The 19,031-nt window shown below is 42.5% G+C and carries 19 protein-coding genes; 2 read left to right on the forward strand and 17 right to left on the reverse strand.

The features are described from left to right. Positions 1-3 precede the first annotated feature (3 nt). The 11 genes from P2W82_RS06865 to hemA form a co-directional block, all read right to left on the reverse strand. Positions 4-1,353 (reverse strand): Nramp family divalent metal transporter, encoded by a 1,350-nt coding sequence (locus P2W82_RS06865; protein WP_336515112.1) that lies wholly within the window; start codon positions 1,351-1,353, stop codon positions 4-6. Positions 1,354-1,466: 113 nt separating this feature from the next. Beyond that, on the reverse strand, positions 1,467-2,774 hold the full coding sequence (locus tag P2W82_RS06870) for a DUF389 domain-containing protein (protein WP_336515113.1): 1,308 nt from the start codon (positions 2,772-2,774) through the stop codon (positions 1,467-1,469). A 23-nt stretch (positions 2,775-2,797) separates the two neighbouring features. Beyond that, positions 2,798-4,198, reverse strand: a complete 1,401-nt coding sequence (locus P2W82_RS06875) for a Gfo/Idh/MocA family protein (RefSeq protein WP_336515114.1) — start codon at positions 4,196-4,198, stop codon at positions 2,798-2,800. A 107-nt stretch (positions 4,199-4,305) separates the two neighbouring features. Beyond that, positions 4,306-4,833 (reverse strand): CopD family protein, encoded by a 528-nt coding sequence (locus tag P2W82_RS06880; protein WP_336515115.1) that lies wholly within the window; start codon positions 4,831-4,833, stop codon positions 4,306-4,308. 2 nt (positions 4,834-4,835) lie between these two features. Beyond that, positions 4,836-6,122 carry a glutamate-1-semialdehyde 2,1-aminomutase gene (hemL, locus tag P2W82_RS06885; RefSeq protein WP_336515116.1) on the reverse strand — a complete coding sequence of 429 codons (1,287 nt, stop codon included), beginning with the start codon at positions 6,120-6,122 and terminating at the stop codon, positions 4,836-4,838. 29 nt (positions 6,123-6,151) lie between these two features. After that, positions 6,152-7,126: a porphobilinogen synthase gene (gene hemB / locus P2W82_RS06890; protein WP_336515117.1), complete on the reverse strand. Its 975-nt coding sequence runs from the start codon at positions 7,124-7,126 to the stop codon at positions 6,152-6,154. Next, the gene (hemF, locus tag P2W82_RS06895) at positions 7,117-8,037 is read right to left on the reverse strand and encodes an oxygen-dependent coproporphyrinogen oxidase (RefSeq protein WP_336515118.1); all 921 of its coding nucleotides are present in this window, start codon (positions 8,035-8,037) and stop codon (positions 7,117-7,119) included. The genes hemB and hemF overlap by 10 nt, the downstream gene beginning before the upstream one ends. Then, on the reverse strand, positions 8,025-9,092 hold the full coding sequence (gene hemE / locus P2W82_RS06900; protein ID WP_336515119.1) for a uroporphyrinogen decarboxylase: 1,068 nt from the start codon (positions 9,090-9,092) through the stop codon (positions 8,025-8,027). The genes hemF and hemE overlap by 13 nt, the downstream gene beginning before the upstream one ends. Next, positions 9,089-9,808 (reverse strand): uroporphyrinogen-III synthase, encoded by a 720-nt coding sequence (locus P2W82_RS06905; RefSeq protein ID WP_336515120.1) that lies wholly within the window; start codon positions 9,806-9,808, stop codon positions 9,089-9,091. The genes hemE and P2W82_RS06905 overlap by 4 nt, the downstream gene beginning before the upstream one ends. After that, on the reverse strand, positions 9,805-10,713 hold the full coding sequence (hemC, locus tag P2W82_RS06910; protein ID WP_336515121.1) for a hydroxymethylbilane synthase: 909 nt from the start codon (positions 10,711-10,713) through the stop codon (positions 9,805-9,807). Before hemC ends, P2W82_RS06905 begins: the two co-directional genes overlap by 4 nt. Further along, entirely contained in the window at positions 10,710-11,909 is a 1,200-nt protein-coding gene (gene hemA, locus P2W82_RS06915) for a glutamyl-tRNA reductase (protein WP_336515122.1), read from the reverse strand. The genes hemC and hemA overlap by 4 nt, the downstream gene beginning before the upstream one ends. Before the next feature lie 120 nt (positions 11,910-12,029). Between hemA and hemH the strand changes: the two genes are divergently transcribed. Further along, the gene (hemH, locus tag P2W82_RS06920; protein ID WP_336515123.1) at positions 12,030-13,067 is read left to right on the forward strand and encodes a ferrochelatase; all 1,038 of its coding nucleotides are present in this window, start codon (positions 12,030-12,032) and stop codon (positions 13,065-13,067) included. Positions 13,068-13,208: 141 nt separating this feature from the next. Here hemH and P2W82_RS06925 read toward each other — a convergent pair whose 3' ends face one another. After that, positions 13,209-14,225 (reverse strand): fumarylacetoacetate hydrolase family protein, encoded by a 1,017-nt coding sequence (locus P2W82_RS06925; protein ID WP_336515124.1) that lies wholly within the window; start codon positions 14,223-14,225, stop codon positions 13,209-13,211. 119 nt (positions 14,226-14,344) lie between these two features. Further along, positions 14,345-14,677 carry a hypothetical protein gene (locus tag P2W82_RS06930; RefSeq protein ID WP_336515125.1) on the reverse strand — a complete coding sequence of 111 codons (333 nt, stop codon included), beginning with the start codon at positions 14,675-14,677 and terminating at the stop codon, positions 14,345-14,347. Positions 14,678-14,736: 59 nt separating this feature from the next. Between P2W82_RS06930 and P2W82_RS06935 the strand changes: the two genes are divergently transcribed. Continuing rightward, on the forward strand, positions 14,737-16,692 hold the full coding sequence (locus tag P2W82_RS06935) for an acetoacetate--CoA ligase (protein WP_336515126.1): 1,956 nt from the start codon (positions 14,737-14,739) through the stop codon (positions 16,690-16,692). On the opposite strand, the gene P2W82_RS06940 is transcribed toward P2W82_RS06935, so the two are convergent. The 4 genes from P2W82_RS06940 to P2W82_RS06955 form a co-directional block, all read right to left on the reverse strand. Beyond that, the gene (locus tag P2W82_RS06940) at positions 16,678-17,346 is read right to left on the reverse strand and encodes a transposase (RefSeq protein WP_336515127.1); all 669 of its coding nucleotides are present in this window, start codon (positions 17,344-17,346) and stop codon (positions 16,678-16,680) included. The genes P2W82_RS06935 and P2W82_RS06940 overlap by 15 nt on opposite strands. A gap of 163 nt (positions 17,347-17,509) precedes the next feature. Next, on the reverse strand, positions 17,510-18,364 hold the full coding sequence (locus P2W82_RS06945; protein WP_336515128.1) for a TIGR02757 family protein: 855 nt from the start codon (positions 18,362-18,364) through the stop codon (positions 17,510-17,512). After that, entirely contained in the window at positions 18,364-18,621 is a 258-nt protein-coding gene (gene yidD / locus P2W82_RS06950; protein ID WP_336515129.1) for a membrane protein insertion efficiency factor YidD, read from the reverse strand. The genes P2W82_RS06945 and yidD overlap by 1 nt, the downstream gene beginning before the upstream one ends. Then, complete coding sequence (locus P2W82_RS06955; protein ID WP_336515130.1) at positions 18,614-19,021, reverse strand: ribonuclease P protein component; 408 nt, start codon at positions 19,019-19,021, stop codon at positions 18,614-18,616. The genes yidD and P2W82_RS06955 overlap by 8 nt, the downstream gene beginning before the upstream one ends. Positions 19,022-19,031 lie beyond the last annotated feature (10 nt).

Here is a 19,031-nt window from a genome sequence, read left to right on the forward strand (position 1 = left end):
TGCCTATTTAAACACCTGAATTAAACTATACATCGCTACCAACATCACAGAGATCACGCTTATCCAGAGTGCAAGATCATAAAATCCCGAAGATGGGATCAGTTGCTGACGTTTGTACCTGAAATATAAACCAGCGAGAGCTACAAGGATCAGCAAAACCGCGCCAACAATGCCGCCTGATATGATCATCATCACCGGCATTTTTAAAAACAGGAAAGTGAATATCCAAATGATCGGAAAAACAATCGTAACGAATTTTATCGATTTTCCTCTTTGTACCGGATTATAAAAATCAATCCATCTGAACTGACCGGCGATATCAGTAAATAAACGACTCCAGTAGGCAACGGTGGCAAATACACTCGAAAAAAGAACGAAGAATGCCCCTGTCAGGAAAATATATTCAACATTTGACCCTAACGCGGATGTGTATATGCTGGCGAGGGTTTTTACCATCGCAGTATCTGTGGGAACGAGTCCCTGCTTATGGAGGATTGATGCACCCAGCAGGTAAAATGCTGCAGTTACCAAAGTATAAATGATCATGGCAACGATGGCATCGAGATACATTACTTTGGTCCAGCCTTTTGCCCGGTTGATCCATTCCGGTGTATTTTCTCTCGGGCCGGTATATGCAGCATATCCTTTTTCCAGGCACCAATACGTGTAAGCGAGTATTTCATCACTGGCAACACCCGTTATTCCGAATGCTCCGAGTGCGATTACCAGCATCTGCCCGTGTAAATCGAAACGCATTCCACGGATCACTTCACTAAAAGTAAAATCATAGGGCGTATATCGAACGTACCAAAGGCAGGTCAGAGTTAGTATCGTAAAGGCAAGCGTCATAATCAGGGAAAGTTTCTCCACTACAGAGTACCACCCCTTGTAAATAAATACTGCTGCTATAAATGCGGAAAATACGACATGCAGTTCCAGCGGGACTGAAGGAAATAACATCTTCAGCACCAATGCCGATCCGCCCAGTATACCTCCAAGCTGAATATTCTTAAGCAGAGTAAGGATAAATACCAGGATGACTGACCATTTGCCGCCGCTCTTTTTAGTGCCGGGAAGTTTGCGGAACGATTGCATGATGGTCTCGCCAGTCTGAATAGTATGCTTCCCAAATTCAAGCTGGATCGTTACTTTAATAAGGCAACTAACGATGATAACCCAAAATGCAGCGAAGCCTGCTTTCGCTCCGAGTGCGGTTGTCGCGATCAGTTCTCCCGATCCAACAATGGAAGCGGAAAGAATAAAACCGGGCCCTAAAAATTTCAGACTCTTAAGAATGCCTTTGGGTGGCTCCTGGATGGTTTGGGTTGTGATGACGTATTTATCGTTCTGCATTTCTTATGATGACAATATTTCAGCACAAGAAATTATGCAGAATAATTCATTTTCAAACATCAATCTTAAAACATGCAGAAAAATGCTTCAACTGGGCAGGATGCTTCAATACATCATTCCAATATCAATAGTACCGAATCTGTTTTCAACCTTTTTTTTAAGAGCGTTTCAATTTTCAGAAGATCGGGCTTTTGTAATTTTCCATTATATTTTAAGACTGCCAGGAAAGTTGAAGCAGGTGTGGAATCTTTATTGAACTTTATAGCAGGCTGTAATATTGACGAAATCAGTGAAGGATAAATGATTTTTAATTCCGAATGGATGTCTTTGCCAAGTTCGGTTAGTTTCCGCAGGCTGTCATCTTTTCGCTTGTATTCATTAAGTTCAAAACTGGCCTGTTGAAGAAGCTGGAAAGTTTGATCACCGGTTTTGTCGGAGCTTTCATCTCTTGCATTGTCATACGCAAATCCCTGTCTTATATTCAGTTTAGTATCCTGGAGATGATAATTTTTTAATTTTCCTTTCAATGTCTTGATTTCTGCTTCGGATATCTCACGTCCGCCATAGATTAAAGTTATATGGCGTTCCTTGCTGTCAATCTTTTTATTCAACAGATAATCGTTTGGGAAATTCGCTTCAATTGAAATAAATTTTTCTGCATTTTTATTAAACTCATCCCTTTTGACAAGGTCGTAAGCAAAATATACGCTCGGGATGAGTGTAATTAAAACGACCAGGTAAATTGTACGCTTAGCGACAATCTCCAGATTGGAAGTTGCCATATGTATCCGGGGATATCTCAGGGACTTGACCACCAGGAAAGCGGCAACAGCAATAAACACACTGTTGATGATATACAGGTAGATGGCTCCAAGGAAAAAATTCAGGCGAAGTGTAGCGATGCCGTATCCGGCAGTGCACAAAGGCGGCATAAGGGCTGTAGCTATTGCAACGCCCGGAATAACATTGCCTTTGATTTTACTGGCCGTGGCCAGCATACCAGCGAATCCGCCAAACAACGCAATGACTACATCATACACTGTGGGCGTTGTTCTTGCAAGAATTTCTGAGTGCGCGTCGTAAAGGGGTGTGATCAGAAAATAGATCGTCGAAGTGGTAAGAGCCGTAAACGTAGCAACAAGATAATTGTAAATTGATTTTTTGAGAATGGTTGCGTTGTTGATACCAACAGAATATCCAATGCCCATGATCGGCCCCATCAAAGGAGAAATAAGCATTGCTCCAATGATGACAGCAGTAGAGTTTACATTAAGGCCAAGTGACGCGACGAAAATCGCAAAAACCAGAATCCAGAGATTGGTGCCACGAAATACAATACCAGATTGAATATTGTTATTTACTATTTCCGGATTTTCTTTCTCGTCCTTCAATCTGAGGCGATCGGTAAAATCACTTTTCATCTGGCGGTAATTTAATCAGAATATCAGGTAGCAGCAATTTCCGGTGGCAACAGTCGCACATCTTCGATTGATCTGTTCAGTCGGCTTCTTTCAGCTGCAAAAGCCACCAGGTGACTTTCAACAGAAATATCTATTGAAGAACTCAGAAGGGTTGGATTATTCTGTGCAACAGCCTGTACCCAATCACGAACAAGTCCAAAATCACCGCCACCATGAGCATCCGTTTTCATGCTCCAGGTAGTTTGTTTTCTATTCCTGAATTCCGTTAACGTGAAGGTTTCCATATCACCAACGATATCTCCTTTAGAACCCATGATACGTGTTCTGCGACCTTCATAAGAAACATGCGCTTCCATTGAGAATGCCGCTGTAACTCCATTTTCAAAAAGCATATTTACTGTAAGATGATCGGGTTGATCGTTATCCATACGATAAACGCAGCGACCGTAATCAGTAGTCTTCAATGCATGCAGGATCTGTTCATCCCATTTGTCTTTGTCTTCCGGAAGATCAAAAACATACAGTCTTTTTCTGTCGCGATAGTAGATCTGCAATGCCGAATAGGGACAACTGCTTTCTACTTTGCATCCATCTGTACACCGCTCAGTACTTCCGGCAGGAGCATTGGCATTGGTAAACCAACGCAGGTTACCAAAGCAATGGACATCATGCACAGGACTGTTCACCAGCCATCGAATGATGTCGGTATCATGACAGGATTTGGCAAGAATGATCGGTGTCGCCATTTTACTGTTGCGCCATTTCCCGCGTACATAGGAATGGCTCATATGAATATGTTCAATCGGCTCCATGTGATGCACACTGATGATATCACCGATCAGTCCCGCATCGATAACTTCTTTCAATTCACGGAAATAAGGTGAATAACGAAGTACATGACAGACACCGACAATTTTCTTTGTTTCCATTGCCTTGCTCAAAATTTCCCTGCACTCTTTTTCAGTCGGTGCAGCCGGTTTCTCAAGCAGAACATTGTAACCCGCATCCAGTGCAGTAAGGCAGGGTTCTGTATGTAAATGATCAGGCGTAGCAATAATTACCGCGTCAGCAATTTTTCCCGATCTGAACACCTGCTTCCAATCATTGAAAGAGAATTTTTCGGGAATACCATGGGTTGCTGCGATCCGTTTTCTCCTTTCCGGATTTGAATCTGCAACACCAACAATTTTTAATTCCGATGGAAATTTCGCAGCATAAGACGCATAAATATTTCCGCGATGACCGGCGCCGATCAGGATCGCTGTTACGGGAGTCGTCAACTTTTTATGACGTGAATCAAAGAATACATCATCGTGCAGACCAAACAGCGCAGCAAATTCCTTCCAGCGCAGCACAACGGAATCGGTAACTGAATAAAATGATCGTAGAAATTTTCTCGCGGAAATAAACTGACGAAGAGACATAGCCAATCAATATAAAATCAAAAATAGGCAAAAGGCAGGAGGCAAAAAGCAAAAGGACATAACTCGTGAAAAGTTAGTCTGTTAAAATTTATTCCACTTCCTTCAGATTATTTTTTACGTATCGATTTGTATATACGAATAGCCAAAGTCAAGAGTAGAATTAGTGCAGCCAGGCCAGCAAGTCCATACCAAAGGTCAAGCGTGTTTTTCATCACAACGAGAAACACGACTGCGAATAGTATAACAGTGGGTACTTCATTCCACAACCGTAGTTGTTGTCCATTGTATTTAAACTCGTTATTTTTTTGCTGAGTATATATCGCCTGCAGGCTGAAATGATAGAGATAGAGTAGAGCAACAAAAACCAGTTTTAATTTCAGCCAGCCGGTCAATGGAAAAATCATAAGAAGTCTTGCACCAAGCAGGAGTGTTATAATTGCTGACGGCCATGTAATGCCAAACAACAGTCTTTTTTTCATAAGCTGATATTGCGACTGCAAAATGCTTTTTGCTTTTTCGTCGGGGAGCTGGTTGGCTTCCGCTGCATATACCATTAATCGTGGCAAATAAAAAAGACCTGCAAACCAGGTGACGATAAAAATGATATGCAGGGCTTTAATATATCCGGCTTCCATATCTATAAATGCGAAAGGAATTTTTCGGTCACATGGAAGGTATGATTCAATTCTTTTTCTCCGATCGCAGTACTGATAAACCAGGTTTCAAAAGGAGAGGGGGGCAGATAAACACCTTCGGCAAGGGAGGCGTGAAAATATTTTTTGAAGAGATCATTATTAGCTGCGATGGCTGATGTAAAATCCACAACTGCATGATCACTGAAATGTACACTGATCATACTCGCTGCGCGGTTGATCGTCACCGGCACTTTTTTCCTGGTGAAAATTTCGAGAAGGCCAGCTTCCAGTTTTGCTGTTGTGGCTTCCAGTTGATCATATATTTCCGGTTGTTCGTTCAGTGTTTTCAGCATCGTATATCCCGCACGCATCGCAAGCGGATTCCCACTCAATGTCCCCGCCTGGTACACTTTTCCGGTCGGTGCTACCATGTTCATGATTTCTTTTTTGCCACCATATGCACCTACCGGAAGTCCGCCTCCAATAATTTTTCCATAGGTAACGAGGTCAGCCGCAATGCCGAAAAACTCCTGTGCACCTCCAGGTGCGAGGCGGAAACCAGTCATGACTTCATCAAAAATCAAAACAATATTTTCCTGGTCGCAGAGGTCACGAAGCCCCTGAAGGAATGCATGTTGCGGAGGTACACAGCCCATATTGCCCGCGACAGGTTCGATAATAATCGCTGCGATCTGATTTTTATTTCTTTCAACCAGTTGTTCAACCTCAGCCAGGTTGTTATAGGATGCAGTTAAAGTATCGTTTGCAATTTCAGATGTTACGCCAGGTACGGATTGAATACCTAATGTCGCTACACCGCTGCCGGCACTTACAAGAAAACTATCAGCATGACCATGATAGCAACCTTCGAATTTGATGAGTTTGTTTTTTCCTGTATAACCGCGTGCAAGGCGAAGTGCACTCATACAGGCCTCCGTTCCACTATTGACCATACGAACAAGATCAATATTCGGAACCATCTGTTTGATCAGTTCGGCCATTTCAATTTCAAGTTCCGTTGGTGCACCAAAACTCAATGAGTATTGCAATTGGTCCTGTATTGCTTTCAGTACTGGCTCATAGGCATGACCCAGGATCATCGGCCCCCAGCTGTTAATATAATCGATATACTCATTACCGTCAGCATCTTTTAAATAAGCGCCCTTAGCCGATTGGATAAACAGAGGCGTTCCTCCTACACTTCTGAATGCACGTACCGGCGAGTTAACTCCTCCCGGTATGGATTCATTTGCCCGCGCAAACAAAGTTTCACTCTGAGTATATTTCATTCTTACTGATTGATGAGATTAAAGATGGTCTAACTGATCAGTCCCACAATGTCTTTTGCAAAATAACTTGCAATCAGATCTGCACCCGCTCTTTTGATTGAAGTGGTCGTTTCCAGTATTGCTTTATCCTCATTAAGCCAACCACGCTCAGCGGCTGCCTTAATCATAGAATACTCACCACTCACCTGGTATGCAGCAACAGGAACGGATACCTGGTTTTTAACTTCCCTGATGATATCGAGATAACTCAGTGCCGGTTTCACCATCACAATATCAGCACCTTCTTCTATATCCATCAGCGTTTCTTTTACCGCCTCGATGCGATTGGCGTAGTCCATCTGGTATGTTTTTTTGTCGCCAAATCCCGGAGCGCTGTCCAATGCATCACGGAACGGACCGTAAAAACAGGATGCATATTTCGCACTGTAGCTAAGTATTCCGGTTCTGTTAAAATTATTTTCTTCAAAAGCTTTCCTGATGGCAGCAATTCGTCCGTCCATCATATCACTGGGAGCAACAAAATCGGCACCTGCTTTCGCGTGACTTAAACTCATCGCACTCAGAACCTCTACCGTTTCATCATTCAGGATCTCGCCATTTTCGACAAGGCCATCATGTCCATCACTGTTGTATGGATCAAGCGCCACGTCCGTCATCACACACATTTCAGGAACAGCATTTTTTATTTCTTTGACAGCACGCTGCATGAGGCCATCGGGATTTATTGCTTCTGAACCTTTTTTGTTTTTAAGATGATCAGGACATTTGATGAAAAGTAAAACAGAGGGAATGCCGATGCTGTGAAGATGTTTTACTTCGTCAATGGTGAGATCAAGACTTCTCCGGAAATATCCCGGCATTGAAATGATCTCTTCCTGGACTTTTTCTCCTTCAATGATGAACAAGGGCGCGATAAAATCAGACGGCTGAAGAGTGGTTTCCGAAACCATCTGCCTCACTGCTGCAGATTTTCTGAGTATTCGTCCGCGCTTAATTAAATGCATAACCAGTTTTTTGGATGTAAACAAACTTGATACAACTGATCTTCCGGAGAACCGGGCTCCGGATGATAATCGTAGTCGAAACGCACGGTGGGCGGCAAACTCATCAGAATACTTTCTGTTCTGCCATTGGTTTTTAAACCGAACAGAGTTCCGCGATCATGGATCAGGTTAAACTCTACATATCTTCCCCTTCTTATTTCCTGCCAGTACTTATGATGCTCTCCGAACGGAGTTGATTTTCTTTTTTCAACGATGGGAATATATGCCGGTAGAAAGCTTTCACTGCTCGCTTTTACAAAATTAAATCTGTCTTCCGGAGTGATATCGCTTTCTGATCGCAGATAATCGAAGAAAATCCCACCGATCCCACGTGCTTCTTTGTTGCGATGATGATTGACAAAGTATTGATTGCATTGTTTGAAATATTTTGGATACAGGGTTATATCAAATTCGTCGCATGCATTTTTCAACGTCTGATGAAAATGAATTGCATCTTCTTCAAACAAATAATATGGTGTCAGATCGGCACCACCACCAAACCATTGATCAATGGGTTTTTTGTGTGCATCGTAGAGTTCAAAGAATCTGAAATTGGCATGCACCGTGGGAACAAACGGGTTATACGGATGAATGACCAGGGAGATTCCACAAGCAAAAAAGTAGTCGCCGTTCATTTGCAATTGCTGCTTCATCGCCGCTGTAACTTCGCCTTCAACCACACTGGTATTCACGCCTCCTTTTTCAAAAACATTCCCGTTTGCAATAACACGGGTTCTTCCTCCGCCACCACCCGGCCTTTGCCATTGATCTTCGGCAAAGGTTGATTTACCATCAACTTCTTCAAGAGCAGCACAGATCCTGTCCTGCAGATCATGAATATGAACAGTGAATCTTTCTTTTATTCCTTCCATGACTTCACAGCATCAATAAAAGCACGGGCATGACTAACCGGTATTTGCGGAGTTATGCCGTGACCAAGATTTACAATATAGCGTTGTACACCAAAATCATTAATCATCTGGTGGACATCTTTTGTGATTTTTTCAGGTGACTGCATCAGTTTTGCAGGATCGTAATTTCCCTGTAGGGTAATATTATTGCCTGTAAGCCCGCGTGCAAAAGCTGCTGTGTTTGCCCAGTCAAGGCCCAGTGCATTTGCGCCGGTATCCTGCATTTCAACCAGACTATGCCATACTCCTTTTGCGAACAAAGTAAAGGGAGCATCGTTTTTCACAGCTTCAACAATTTGTTTGTTGTAGGGATGTGCATAGGTCAGGAAATCCTGTTTGTCCCATACGCCAGCCCAGCTATCGAATAACTGCACACAATCTGCACCGGCAACAATTTGTTGTTTTAGATAAGCAATGGTAACATCAGTAATCTTTTGAAGTAAAGCGTGCGCAAGTTCAGGCTGGGTATAGCAAAGCGTTTTTGCTTTGTCCCATGTCTTGCTTCCTTTTCCCTCAACCATGTAACAGAAAAGCGTCCATGGAGCTCCCGCAAAGCCAATCAAAGGAACACGATTATTCAATTGTTGTTTTGTTACTTTAATTGCGTTGTATACATATTGTAATTGCGAAGCCGCCTCTTCAACCACTAATGCATTTACATCTTCAAAGGATTTGATTGTTTTTGGCAGCACCGGACCACGGCCTTCGATCATTTCAACAGTTAAGCCCATAGCCTGCGGAACGACAAGGATATCACTGAAAAGAATCGCGGCATCAGTATCGATAATATCGACCGGTTGAATAGTTATCGCAGCGGCAAGTTCAGGAGTTTGTACCCTGGTAAAGAAATCATATTTCGCTCGAAGCTCCTGGTATTCGGGCAGGTAGCGACCTGCCTGGCGCATCATCCATACGGGAGGCCTGGAAACTTTTTCACCACGAAGCGCTTTCAGCAATAAATCATTTTTTAATGATTGCATTGATATAGTTTCGCGGTTATGGGTTGTTGTTATCATAAACGCTGTTTTTTTCTGGATTTTTTAAAATAAGAAATGGCTGTTTCCAGCACTTTACGCTGATCAGGCTCTGCTGCAATTCCAGCCACGCGACCACCGTGCCCCTCGACTGCTGCCGCTGTTGTTTCTCCTATACAAAAACACGGAACATCGTTAGAAAGAAGATTCGACTGGAAGAAACTGTCGGCGCCACTCGGGCTGAAAAAAAGAACTGCATCAAAAAATGTTGTGATTTTGGAACCGGTAAGCACTGTACGGTACAGTGGGTATTCTTTCACTGCTTTGCCCGCAGCTTTTAATAATTCGGGTAAAGCGTCGCGTCTGCTGGTACCACATATGTAATGATATGTCTGCGACCTGTTTTGATCAATGATCAACTCTGCAAGTGACACCGCATTTACTGCCGTGCCAATGATATATAAGGATGGTATCAGCTCGGTTGCTTTCCGGGTTTCACCTGCTATGCAATAGACATCCCGGTTTTTGAAACCGGTTTTGCCATCGTATGAAATTTTTTCCAAAGCCCTTACTCCTTGCTGACTGGTGAGAATTAGCGGATGGTGAGAAGAAAGAATTTCCTTTGCCGATTCACCGGGATCTATAAAATCAATCATGATAAAATCCGCCATCAGCAGTTCAACTTCGTTTTGTGAAGCAGCCAGCTGCACATCCGGCCGTAAAACTTTTGTTGATAAAATTATTGGTTCGTGTTTCATAGGGAAATCAGTTTTTTGAATCCCTGACCTATCATTTCATCCGCTGCTTTTTTCGAAACAGTTCTGTCATCCGCATCTGCGTCGAAAGAAATATCGATCCGGTCAGACCCATCTGTTGCCGTAACATTTCCACGAAAGTGAATTTTCCCACCATCAATAAAGGCGAATGCACTGATGGGCGTCGAACATCCTCCCTGTAAAAAGCGGAGAAATTCTCGTTCAGCCTGAGTACAAACAAATGTTTCTTCATGATGCAGAATGCTGCAAAATTCTTGCATCTTTTCATCACCTGATCGGCAAACAACAGCGATTGCGCCCTGTGCCGGTGCCGGGATCATCCAATCCAGCAATACCTGCGGACCTGTCTCATCTGAAAATAATTCGAGTCGTTCCAAACCTGCTGCAGCGAAAATGGCTGCATTCCAATGGGAACTGTTCAGCTTCTGCAATCTCGTATTCACATTTCCCCTGATATTTTCAATCACAGTACCGGGATAGCGATATAACCATTGCGCTTTCCGGCGGATACTGCTTGTCGCAATCACTTTCATCGAAGCCGGATCTTCTGTATCGTTTTCTTTTCTTATAACCAATGCATCCTGGTGATTTCCTCTTTTTAAAACAGCGGCAACATGTAATCCTTTCGCTGGCTGCGTAGGAACATCTTTAAAAGAATGTACAGCAATATCTGCCTGGTCATTCAATAATGCGAGATCCAGTGAACGTGTAAATATTCCCTGTACGCCCAATTCGTATAAAGGTGTAGTAAGATTGATATCACCATCACTTTTAATAAAAACAATTTCAGTGGATATGCCAGCCGCCTCTAGTTTTTGCTGCACACAATGTGCTTGCCAGACAGCAAGTCTGCTCTCCCTGGTAGCTATGCGAACAGGTTTGTTCATTCTATAATTCCGGGTTGCAGAAAATCCTTGAATGCGTGAATGTACACACATCCTTTTTCATTCTTCTGGCGAAGATTGACTGCAAGTTTACTGATGGTTTTATTTACGCGGAAACTCAATGGTGATTCGTTTTGATGAATATGATCACCCAGGTGTTCCAGCTTCGCTTTTAATTCACGTATAATGGGAGTATATCTCTGCATTTCAAGCCAGGCATTTAATTCTTCCAGGTGTGAAGCGATGATGGCTTTGGCTTTTGGTAATTCCGACAATCTTTTGAATTGTGTAGACTGAAGAATTTTTGAAATTTCATCGATACCTGCAACAGATATCCCTTCTATATTTTTTACTCCGGGATGTACGTTCACCGGAACGGAAATATCCATAATGCACTGGTGTTTGTCACCGGAGAAATATTCAGGGAGAATTGTATAGTGACCTGCGTTTGTACAAACGATGATGATATCAGCCTTGCGGATATTTTCTTTCAGAGAAACAAAAGGCTGCCATTCGATTCCGTTATCTTCCGCAAATTGTTTTGCAACTTCATCAGTACGATTGATGACCGTTACATCTGATGTAAAATAATGCTTCAGATTTTTGGCAATATTTCTTCCGAATTTGCCGGTACCAAAAAGGAGAATACTCTTTTTGTTGATATTCTCATGTTCTTTCAGCCATTCAACGGCAGCGTATGAAACAGACACGGTTCCTGAACTGAACGCAGTTTTTGTTTTTACTGTTTTTGAAGCCTGCTGAGCGATATTAATGCTCCGATCCATTACGGGTCCGATCATTCCATAATTTCTGCTGAAAGCAACAGCTTTCTTTAACTGACCAAGGATCTCATAATCACCCAAAATCTGGGAGTCAATACCAGCGGCCATATAAAATAAATGCTCAAAGGCCGCGGCACCTTTTTTGATGAATCCTGCTTCGGTAAACAGTTTTGTTGAGCCACCGGAATATTTCAGAAAAAGATCTTTAACCATTTGTTCATCAGGCGCAAATGCATAGATCTCGGACCTGTTACACGTGGAAATAGCAAATAAGCTGCGGACATGGATAGATTTCGCTTCTTCGAGCATTAGTGCATAGGCACTTTCAGAAATGGCAAACTGACCCCTTTGTACGGCGTCAGCGGTACGGTAACTGATCCCTGCCACAAAAAACCTCGAAATAAGCTGTTCTGTCATCGTAAACTAGGTCTGAAAACGGGACGCACAAAGTTCACGTTAATTATATTTTTAGTGTCATATTATCGTCAAAACATCTTTTAATGCAATCCTGAAGATTCACGATAATATTTTTGCAGAATGAGTAATACCGCTATTCTTTTAATGAACCTGGGATCGCCCGATTCACCGACAAGTAAGGATCTGAAACCCTATCTGACAGAGTTTCTGATGGATAAACGTGTTATTGATATGCCCGGGTTGCTTCGGTCAATCGTAGTTAAAGGATTGATCGTGCCTTTCAGGGCTTCTAAAAGCGCTGAAAAATATAAAAGCATCTGGACGAAAGAAGGATCTCCATTGGTCGTACACACCAAAAAATTATTGCAACTGATCCAGGAAAGGTTTGACGAACCGGTGTATTACAGTATGCGTTATGGAAGTCCGGATACAGCTTCGGTACTGGAAAGAATACATAAGGAAAATCCGCAATTGGAACATCTCATTCTGTTTCCATTGTATCCGCATTATGCGATGAGCAGCTATGAAACGGCTGTCGTACAGGTGCAGGAGCAGTATACTGTTGCAGGCTATCGTTCCTCATTGGAAATTGTACCACCGTTTTTTGCAGATCTGCACTATATAAAGGCACTTGCCACTTCCATCAGGCCATATATGGAATCCCGCCCGGATCATTTTCTTTTCTCATATCACGGAATTCCTGAACGTCACGTGAAAAAAACAGATCCGACAAAATCACATTGCCTGATGACGAATGATTGCTGCTCGACTTCTTCGACTGCGCATGCATTCTGCTATCGCCACCAGATCATCAGAACAACAGAAGGAGTTGCGGCAGAACTGGGATTAAAAAAGGGCCAGTTCAGTTTTTCATTTCAGAGTCGTTTGGGTACAGATGCATGGTTGAAGCCTTACACGGTGACTCAGCTGGCAAATTTTCCTAAACAAGGCATTAAAAAACTGGTCATCATTTGCCCCGCCTTTGTCAGTGATTGCCTTGAAACACTGGAGGAAATTGAAGTTGAGGGCCGGGAATTATTTTTGGAAAGCGGTGGAGAAGAATTTGCGATGGTTCCGGCCCTGAATGAAAACGAAGAATGGTTGAAAACGGCTGAGCTGCTCATTCGTCGCAGGATGCATGGCGTTGAAAGCGCTTAAAGTTGTGGGTTATAGGGAGGAAGTTATAAGTAAGCGTATGCGAGTGATAAATTCCTAGGTGGATGGTAATTGAAAAATATCCCGAACAATAAGAAAAACATTGATACCGCAACCGCTAACCTATAACTTAAAACTTAATACCTATAAATTAGTCCGCTTCTTCCGCGCGAGGAGCGACATATCTGACTCTTCTCTGATGATCCTGTTCGTCAGTTTACCCAGGTTTTCGATCTCGAGTTCAACAGTGTCGTTTTCGTTTAGCCATACAGGTACTGAAGATGGGTCTTTCAGTTTTGCGGTTCCATTGAGTTCGAGAAAGCACCCTGTGCCGACTGTACCACTGCCGATAATATCACCCGGAAGTAAATTGACGCCATACGATGCACGCTCGATGATCTCTGCAAAAGTCCAGTCCATATCACGAAGATTGCCTGAACTCACCATTTCGCCATTTACACGACAAGTCATCGGGAGGCTCCAGGTTTTGCCTTCATGTCCCTCTTTGCAGGGGACTTCAAATTGTTCAAGTTCATCAAGGGTTACGAGGCAGGGGCCAATAGCAGTTGCAAAATCTTTTCCTTTTGCGGGACCAAGGTTCAGCAGCATTTCTTCCATCTGTAAACGACGGGCGCTGAAATCATTCATGATCATCAATCCCGCGATGTATTGGTCCGCCATTGATGCCGGAATATTACGACCATGTTTACTGATAACGATGGCAGCTTCCAGCTCAAAATCAAGTTGCTCAAAATGATCCGGCATGCAGATAACATCACCCGGACCCTGTATGCCATGATGATTGGTGAAATAAAAAACCGGGTATTGATCAAATTCAGAAATCATCTGCGCACCACGGTTACGCCTGGCCGATTCAACATGCTGACGAAAAGCGTAAGCATCCCTGCAACTTGGCGGATAAGGAATCGGTGCCAGCAATTCTGCAGCACCTATGGGTAGTCCGGTGGTGCTGTAAATGCGTCCTTGTTTTATAGATTCTTCACATGACAGTGCAATTGGCAGATAATCATCCCAATAATTCAGGAACATCATCATGGAAGAAGGAAGCTCCGGGTTCAGCTTATCTGTGTTGTACAAATGACCATCGATTAAAATGGCGAGCTGATCATGACCGTCCAGCAGATAAGAAACCAATTTCATCGGGAATGCTTTTGTGGATCGTAAAAATAGGTAATGATAGGCAAAAGGCAAGAGGTCCCCACTTTATTGTCGGTGCAAAAGATGCAGGACTTGATTGTTATGATTTTGTTTCGACTTCATTACCAACGTTCTTCGCCTGAAGAATCTTCCTTTCCAGGCGGATGTTCGTTTCTGTATCGTATTTTTTCTTTCTGACGTTCAATAATCATATGAGCAATTATTTTTCCTGCATCCGACTGTTTGTTTTTATGCAGAAGCTCTTTGAGTTTTTTTTCTGAAATATCGATGCGGTAAAGAAGCTGTATAAGCCGGGAAAAATCAGTTTGAATCATTCTGTTAATTTCAAAGGCAAGCGCATTCAACAAATCTTCTTCCGTTGCCGATTTTTTCAGCTCGATTTTCCAATCTGCACGTATAAGATTTTCCAGCATTATTGATTCTTCCGATTCCATCACATCTAATTTAAATGAATGGATGAAATCAATTTCATTATTTTTAATCACGATAATTTATGGAAACAAAAATGCCATTGTGGTCCCCATCGGAAACATTGATCCGGGACTCCAACCTGAAACGATATATGCAATGGTTGGGAGAAAATTATGGACTGGCATTTGAAGATTATGATGGCTTGTGGAAATGGAGTACTGATGAGCCTGGTATTTTCTGGAAGACAATCGTCAAATGGTTTGATATATCATATGATGGCAACGATTCGGATGCCATTGTGTTGCCGGCAGATGGAATGATCGGCACAAAATGGTTTCCGGGAATGAAGTTGAATTATGCTGAGCATATTTTCAGAAATAAAAATGGCAGTGCGCCTGCAATAATTTATAAATCTGAACTAAAGGAGGAAAGCGAATTATCATGGCATGATCTGGAGGAGAAAGTGGCTTCGCTTGCGTGGTGGATGACTGGACAGGGAATAAAAGCAGGTGATCGTGTTTGTGCAGTTTTGCCAAATATTCCTGAAGCAGTTATTGCATTTCTTGCAGCTAACAGTGTGGGTGCCGTGTGGAGCAGTTGTTCTCCGGACTTTGGCAATGCAAGTATCATAGACAGGTTTGAACAGATACAGCCTTCTTTATTATTTATTTCAGATGGATATACTTATAATGGACAAATATTTGACAAGACTGCAGTTGTATCGGAATTAATTTCGGCAATTCCTTCATTGCAGACTACAGTCCTTGTTCCCTTCCTCAAGCCCGATTCCCGTGTGCCCGGTACAGTCGGCTGGGATGAAGTAGTAAGTTTTCACCATCAAAAAATTTCCTTCGCTCGTGTTCCGTTCAATGATCCTTTATGGGTTTTGTTTTCTTCTGGAACCACCGGTAAGCCAAAAGCAATTACACATTCAGTCGGAGGATCGTTGATAGAGCATTTTAAAGCATTGAGTCTTCACCAGGATGTAAAATCTGGAGAAAGATATTTCTGGTACTCGACCACCGGATGGATGATGTGGAATTATGCATTGGCTTCCATGCTATGCGGTACTACATTGGTCATTTATGAAGGTGCTGCGGGTTATCCCGATTTGCATCAGCTCTGGGACTATGCAGAGAAAGTCGGAGTGAATCATTTTGGTGGCGGCGCTGCATATTATATCGCTTGTATGAAATCGGGATTGCACTTTGCGCCTGATCATTTTCCTGACTTACGTACTATCGGATCAACAGGCTCGCCACTTCCGCCAGAGGGATTTGAATGGATTTATTCCGGAATAAAAAAAGATGTATGGCTGATTTCCCTGAGTGGAGGTACTGATATATGCAGCTGTTTTGTTGGGGGTAATCCTTTGTCGCCGGTATACGCTGGTGAAATACAATGCAGATTACTCGGCTGTGATCTGGATTCTGTCGATGATTCCGGCAAACCTGTACGTGACACGTTGGGTGAGATGATTATTAAGAAACCCATGCCAAGTATGCCTGTATTCTTCTGGAATGATCCGGGAAACCAGAGATATTTCAGCAGCTATTTTGAAAATTATCCCGGTATCTGGCGGCATGGTGATTGGATCTGCATCACGTCAAGAAACACCATCATAATCTATGGTCGTTCCGACGCAACGCTGAATCGCGATGGTGTACGTATAGGTACAGCCGAAATTTACAGTGCTGTTGAAAGTCTGCCGGAAATTACCGACAGCCTCGTTGTGTGCGTCGAAAAACCCGGTGGCAGATATTATATGCCATTATTTGTTGTACTTAAAGAAGGCATTCAACTAACTAAGGAACTGAAACAAAAGATCAATTCAAAGCTTCGCAGTCAATACAGTCCCAGGCATGTGCCGGATGAAATACTGGAAATAAAAACGGTTCCTTATACCCTCAGTGGCAAGAAGATGGAAATGCCTGTAAAAAAAATACTGATGGGGCAGGATTTTAAAAAAGTTGCTGTGCCAGGAACGATGAAGAATCCTGAATCGCTGATGCAGTTTAAAGACTTAACCATTGAGTAAAATCTCTGTTATTTCAAAATCAGGTATTTTTTCCGAATTATCGAAGATTAATTTTGAGGAAATCTTAGGTTCAGATTGAAAAATTTGAGCTATATCCGACAGTTCAAATTGCCTTGCAGAATTTAATATGTTCTCAATTGAACCTGGTTCGAGTATTTGTTTTGCAAGTTCCATATTACATATTCCGGAGTTTCTTTTACCGATATAGTCCCGCAGCGATGAATATTTCCAGTCTTCCACCTGACGCACAAGATTTCCTTTCCATGGATTTTGATGGATATAATTGAATGCTGTTAAACTGTAATTGCCAGCATCATTCACCAAAGATTTGGCTCTTGTATGTTGTTGAAACAGATTGCCCGTCATTCTATATTTTGAGTTAATGCCTTTCGTGTATGAGCTCAGTAGTTTTCTGAATCCGTCTGACAGGTTTTGATATGGAATTCCTTTTTTGTTTACCGGAGCCACAGAAAGTTCATTGGCATGTATCAAAAAATGAAAATGATTTGGCATCAGGCACCAGGCCAGGATGTCGCAACATGGAACAAGATGCTTCTTCATTTTCCGAACGAAGTATTCGTAATTATCCAGTTCGAAAAATATTTTCTGTTTCTGATTTCCCCGATTGTAAATGTGATATAATTCGTTTTTCAAATAATGCATTTTCAAAATTTTTGCGCCAGGTATCCGATACTTGCAAGTATCGGATACCTGGGGGCTTTCAGCAATTTCGGATGCATTTTTTTCGAAAACAAGTGTAAAACCTCAGCTGGAAGAAGAATAAAACTTTGGGTAGATGGCTATTTCACGCGGGAATTCAGAACTTCTCTTCCGCACCAAGTCCAAACAGAGCAAAATCAAACCTGACCGGATCTTTAGGATCAAATCGTTTCAGCGTTTCCGTTAGTGCGATAGCTGCGGCCCAATCAGTTTGTTCTCGTTTAATCAATCCAAATCTTTTGGCAACTCTCGCAACATGTACATCCAGCGGACAAACCAGCTGCGAAGGCTGAAGCGAGTGCCATATTCCGAAATCAACATTATTCTTATCATACCTTACCATCCAACGCAGGAACATGCTGAGCCTTTTGCATGCAGAATTTTTCGCCGGAGTTGATATGTGTTTTCTGGTACGTTTTGGAGAATCGGCGATGGAGAAAAAGTAATTGAAGAAGTTCCGTAACACATCCTCTGTTGATGAATGATCAGCCCTCAACCCAATGGTGAAAGCAGTTTCCAATGTTGGAAATTCCGGATTGAATTTTATAAGTTCTATATTGGCATTATATCGGAGACTTCCTGAATAATGTCCCTGCAAAAATTCGATGAAGTAATAAAGATCTTCGGAATTAAAAGTCCTGTGTTTGAACGAACCCATCGCCTTTAAATCACTATCACGGTGATTGAGTACAAAATCATACGGACTGTCATCCATAAGTTTCATTAACTCTTTTGATTTTGCGATGATCGTTTTGCGATTTCCCCAGGCAAAAAGGGCAGCAAAAAACCCGGCGATTTCAATATCCTGCTGCAAGGAAAAAGTGTGAGGCACTGATATCGGATCGGCTAAAATGAATTCAGGACGATTGTACTCGTCAGCTTTTCGATGAAGAAATTCTTCCAGGCGCGATTGTTCGTCTTTACGTTTGTATCGTTGTGTTGCTGAAACCATCAGGGAACAGGGTCATATCCGCTACCGCCCCAGGGATGGCAGCGTGCAATTCTTCTTACGGTTAACCAGGTTCCCCTGATCAATCCATGTTTTTTTAATGCTTCGACTCCATAAGCAGAACAGCTGGGCTCAAACCTGCACTTGGGACCAAGGATAGGAGAGATGATCAGCTGATACAAACGTATGAGCAGAATGAAGGGATATGCAAGTATCCGCAAGAGTTGTTGTAAAAATGAATTTGATGTTTGCTCAGGCATGATCGGTAATCACTGATTCCAGCTGTTGCAAAATTAGGTTCATTTTAGCCGAGATATTTGTTAATTGACCGATCTCTTTTGCGGTGAAAATGAAAAAAACATGCAGCTGCCATCCTTTTTCCTGGAACAGACTTTTTAGTTGTAAAGATTGAAGCCGGTAAGATTCGCGGATACAACGTTTGATCCTGTTCCTGTCAACCGCACTTTTGAAATACTTGTTCCTAACACCGGCACCCATTAATACCGGCACCGTTTTGCTACTGTCGCTATCGATTCGATGAAGTGTATAGTAAGCCAGCAATGGGGAAATGTTCAGCTTTTTTCCTTTGCTGAAAAGAGCTGAAATCGCCTTGCGACTTTTCAGTCGTTCATGTTTTCCTAAAGTGAATTTCCGGTTCAAAGATGGAAGG

The sequence above is a fragment of the Pollutibacter soli genome, assembly GCA_029269725.1.
Classification (GTDB): domain Bacteria; phylum Bacteroidota; class Bacteroidia; order Chitinophagales; family Chitinophagaceae; genus Pollutibacter; species Pollutibacter soli.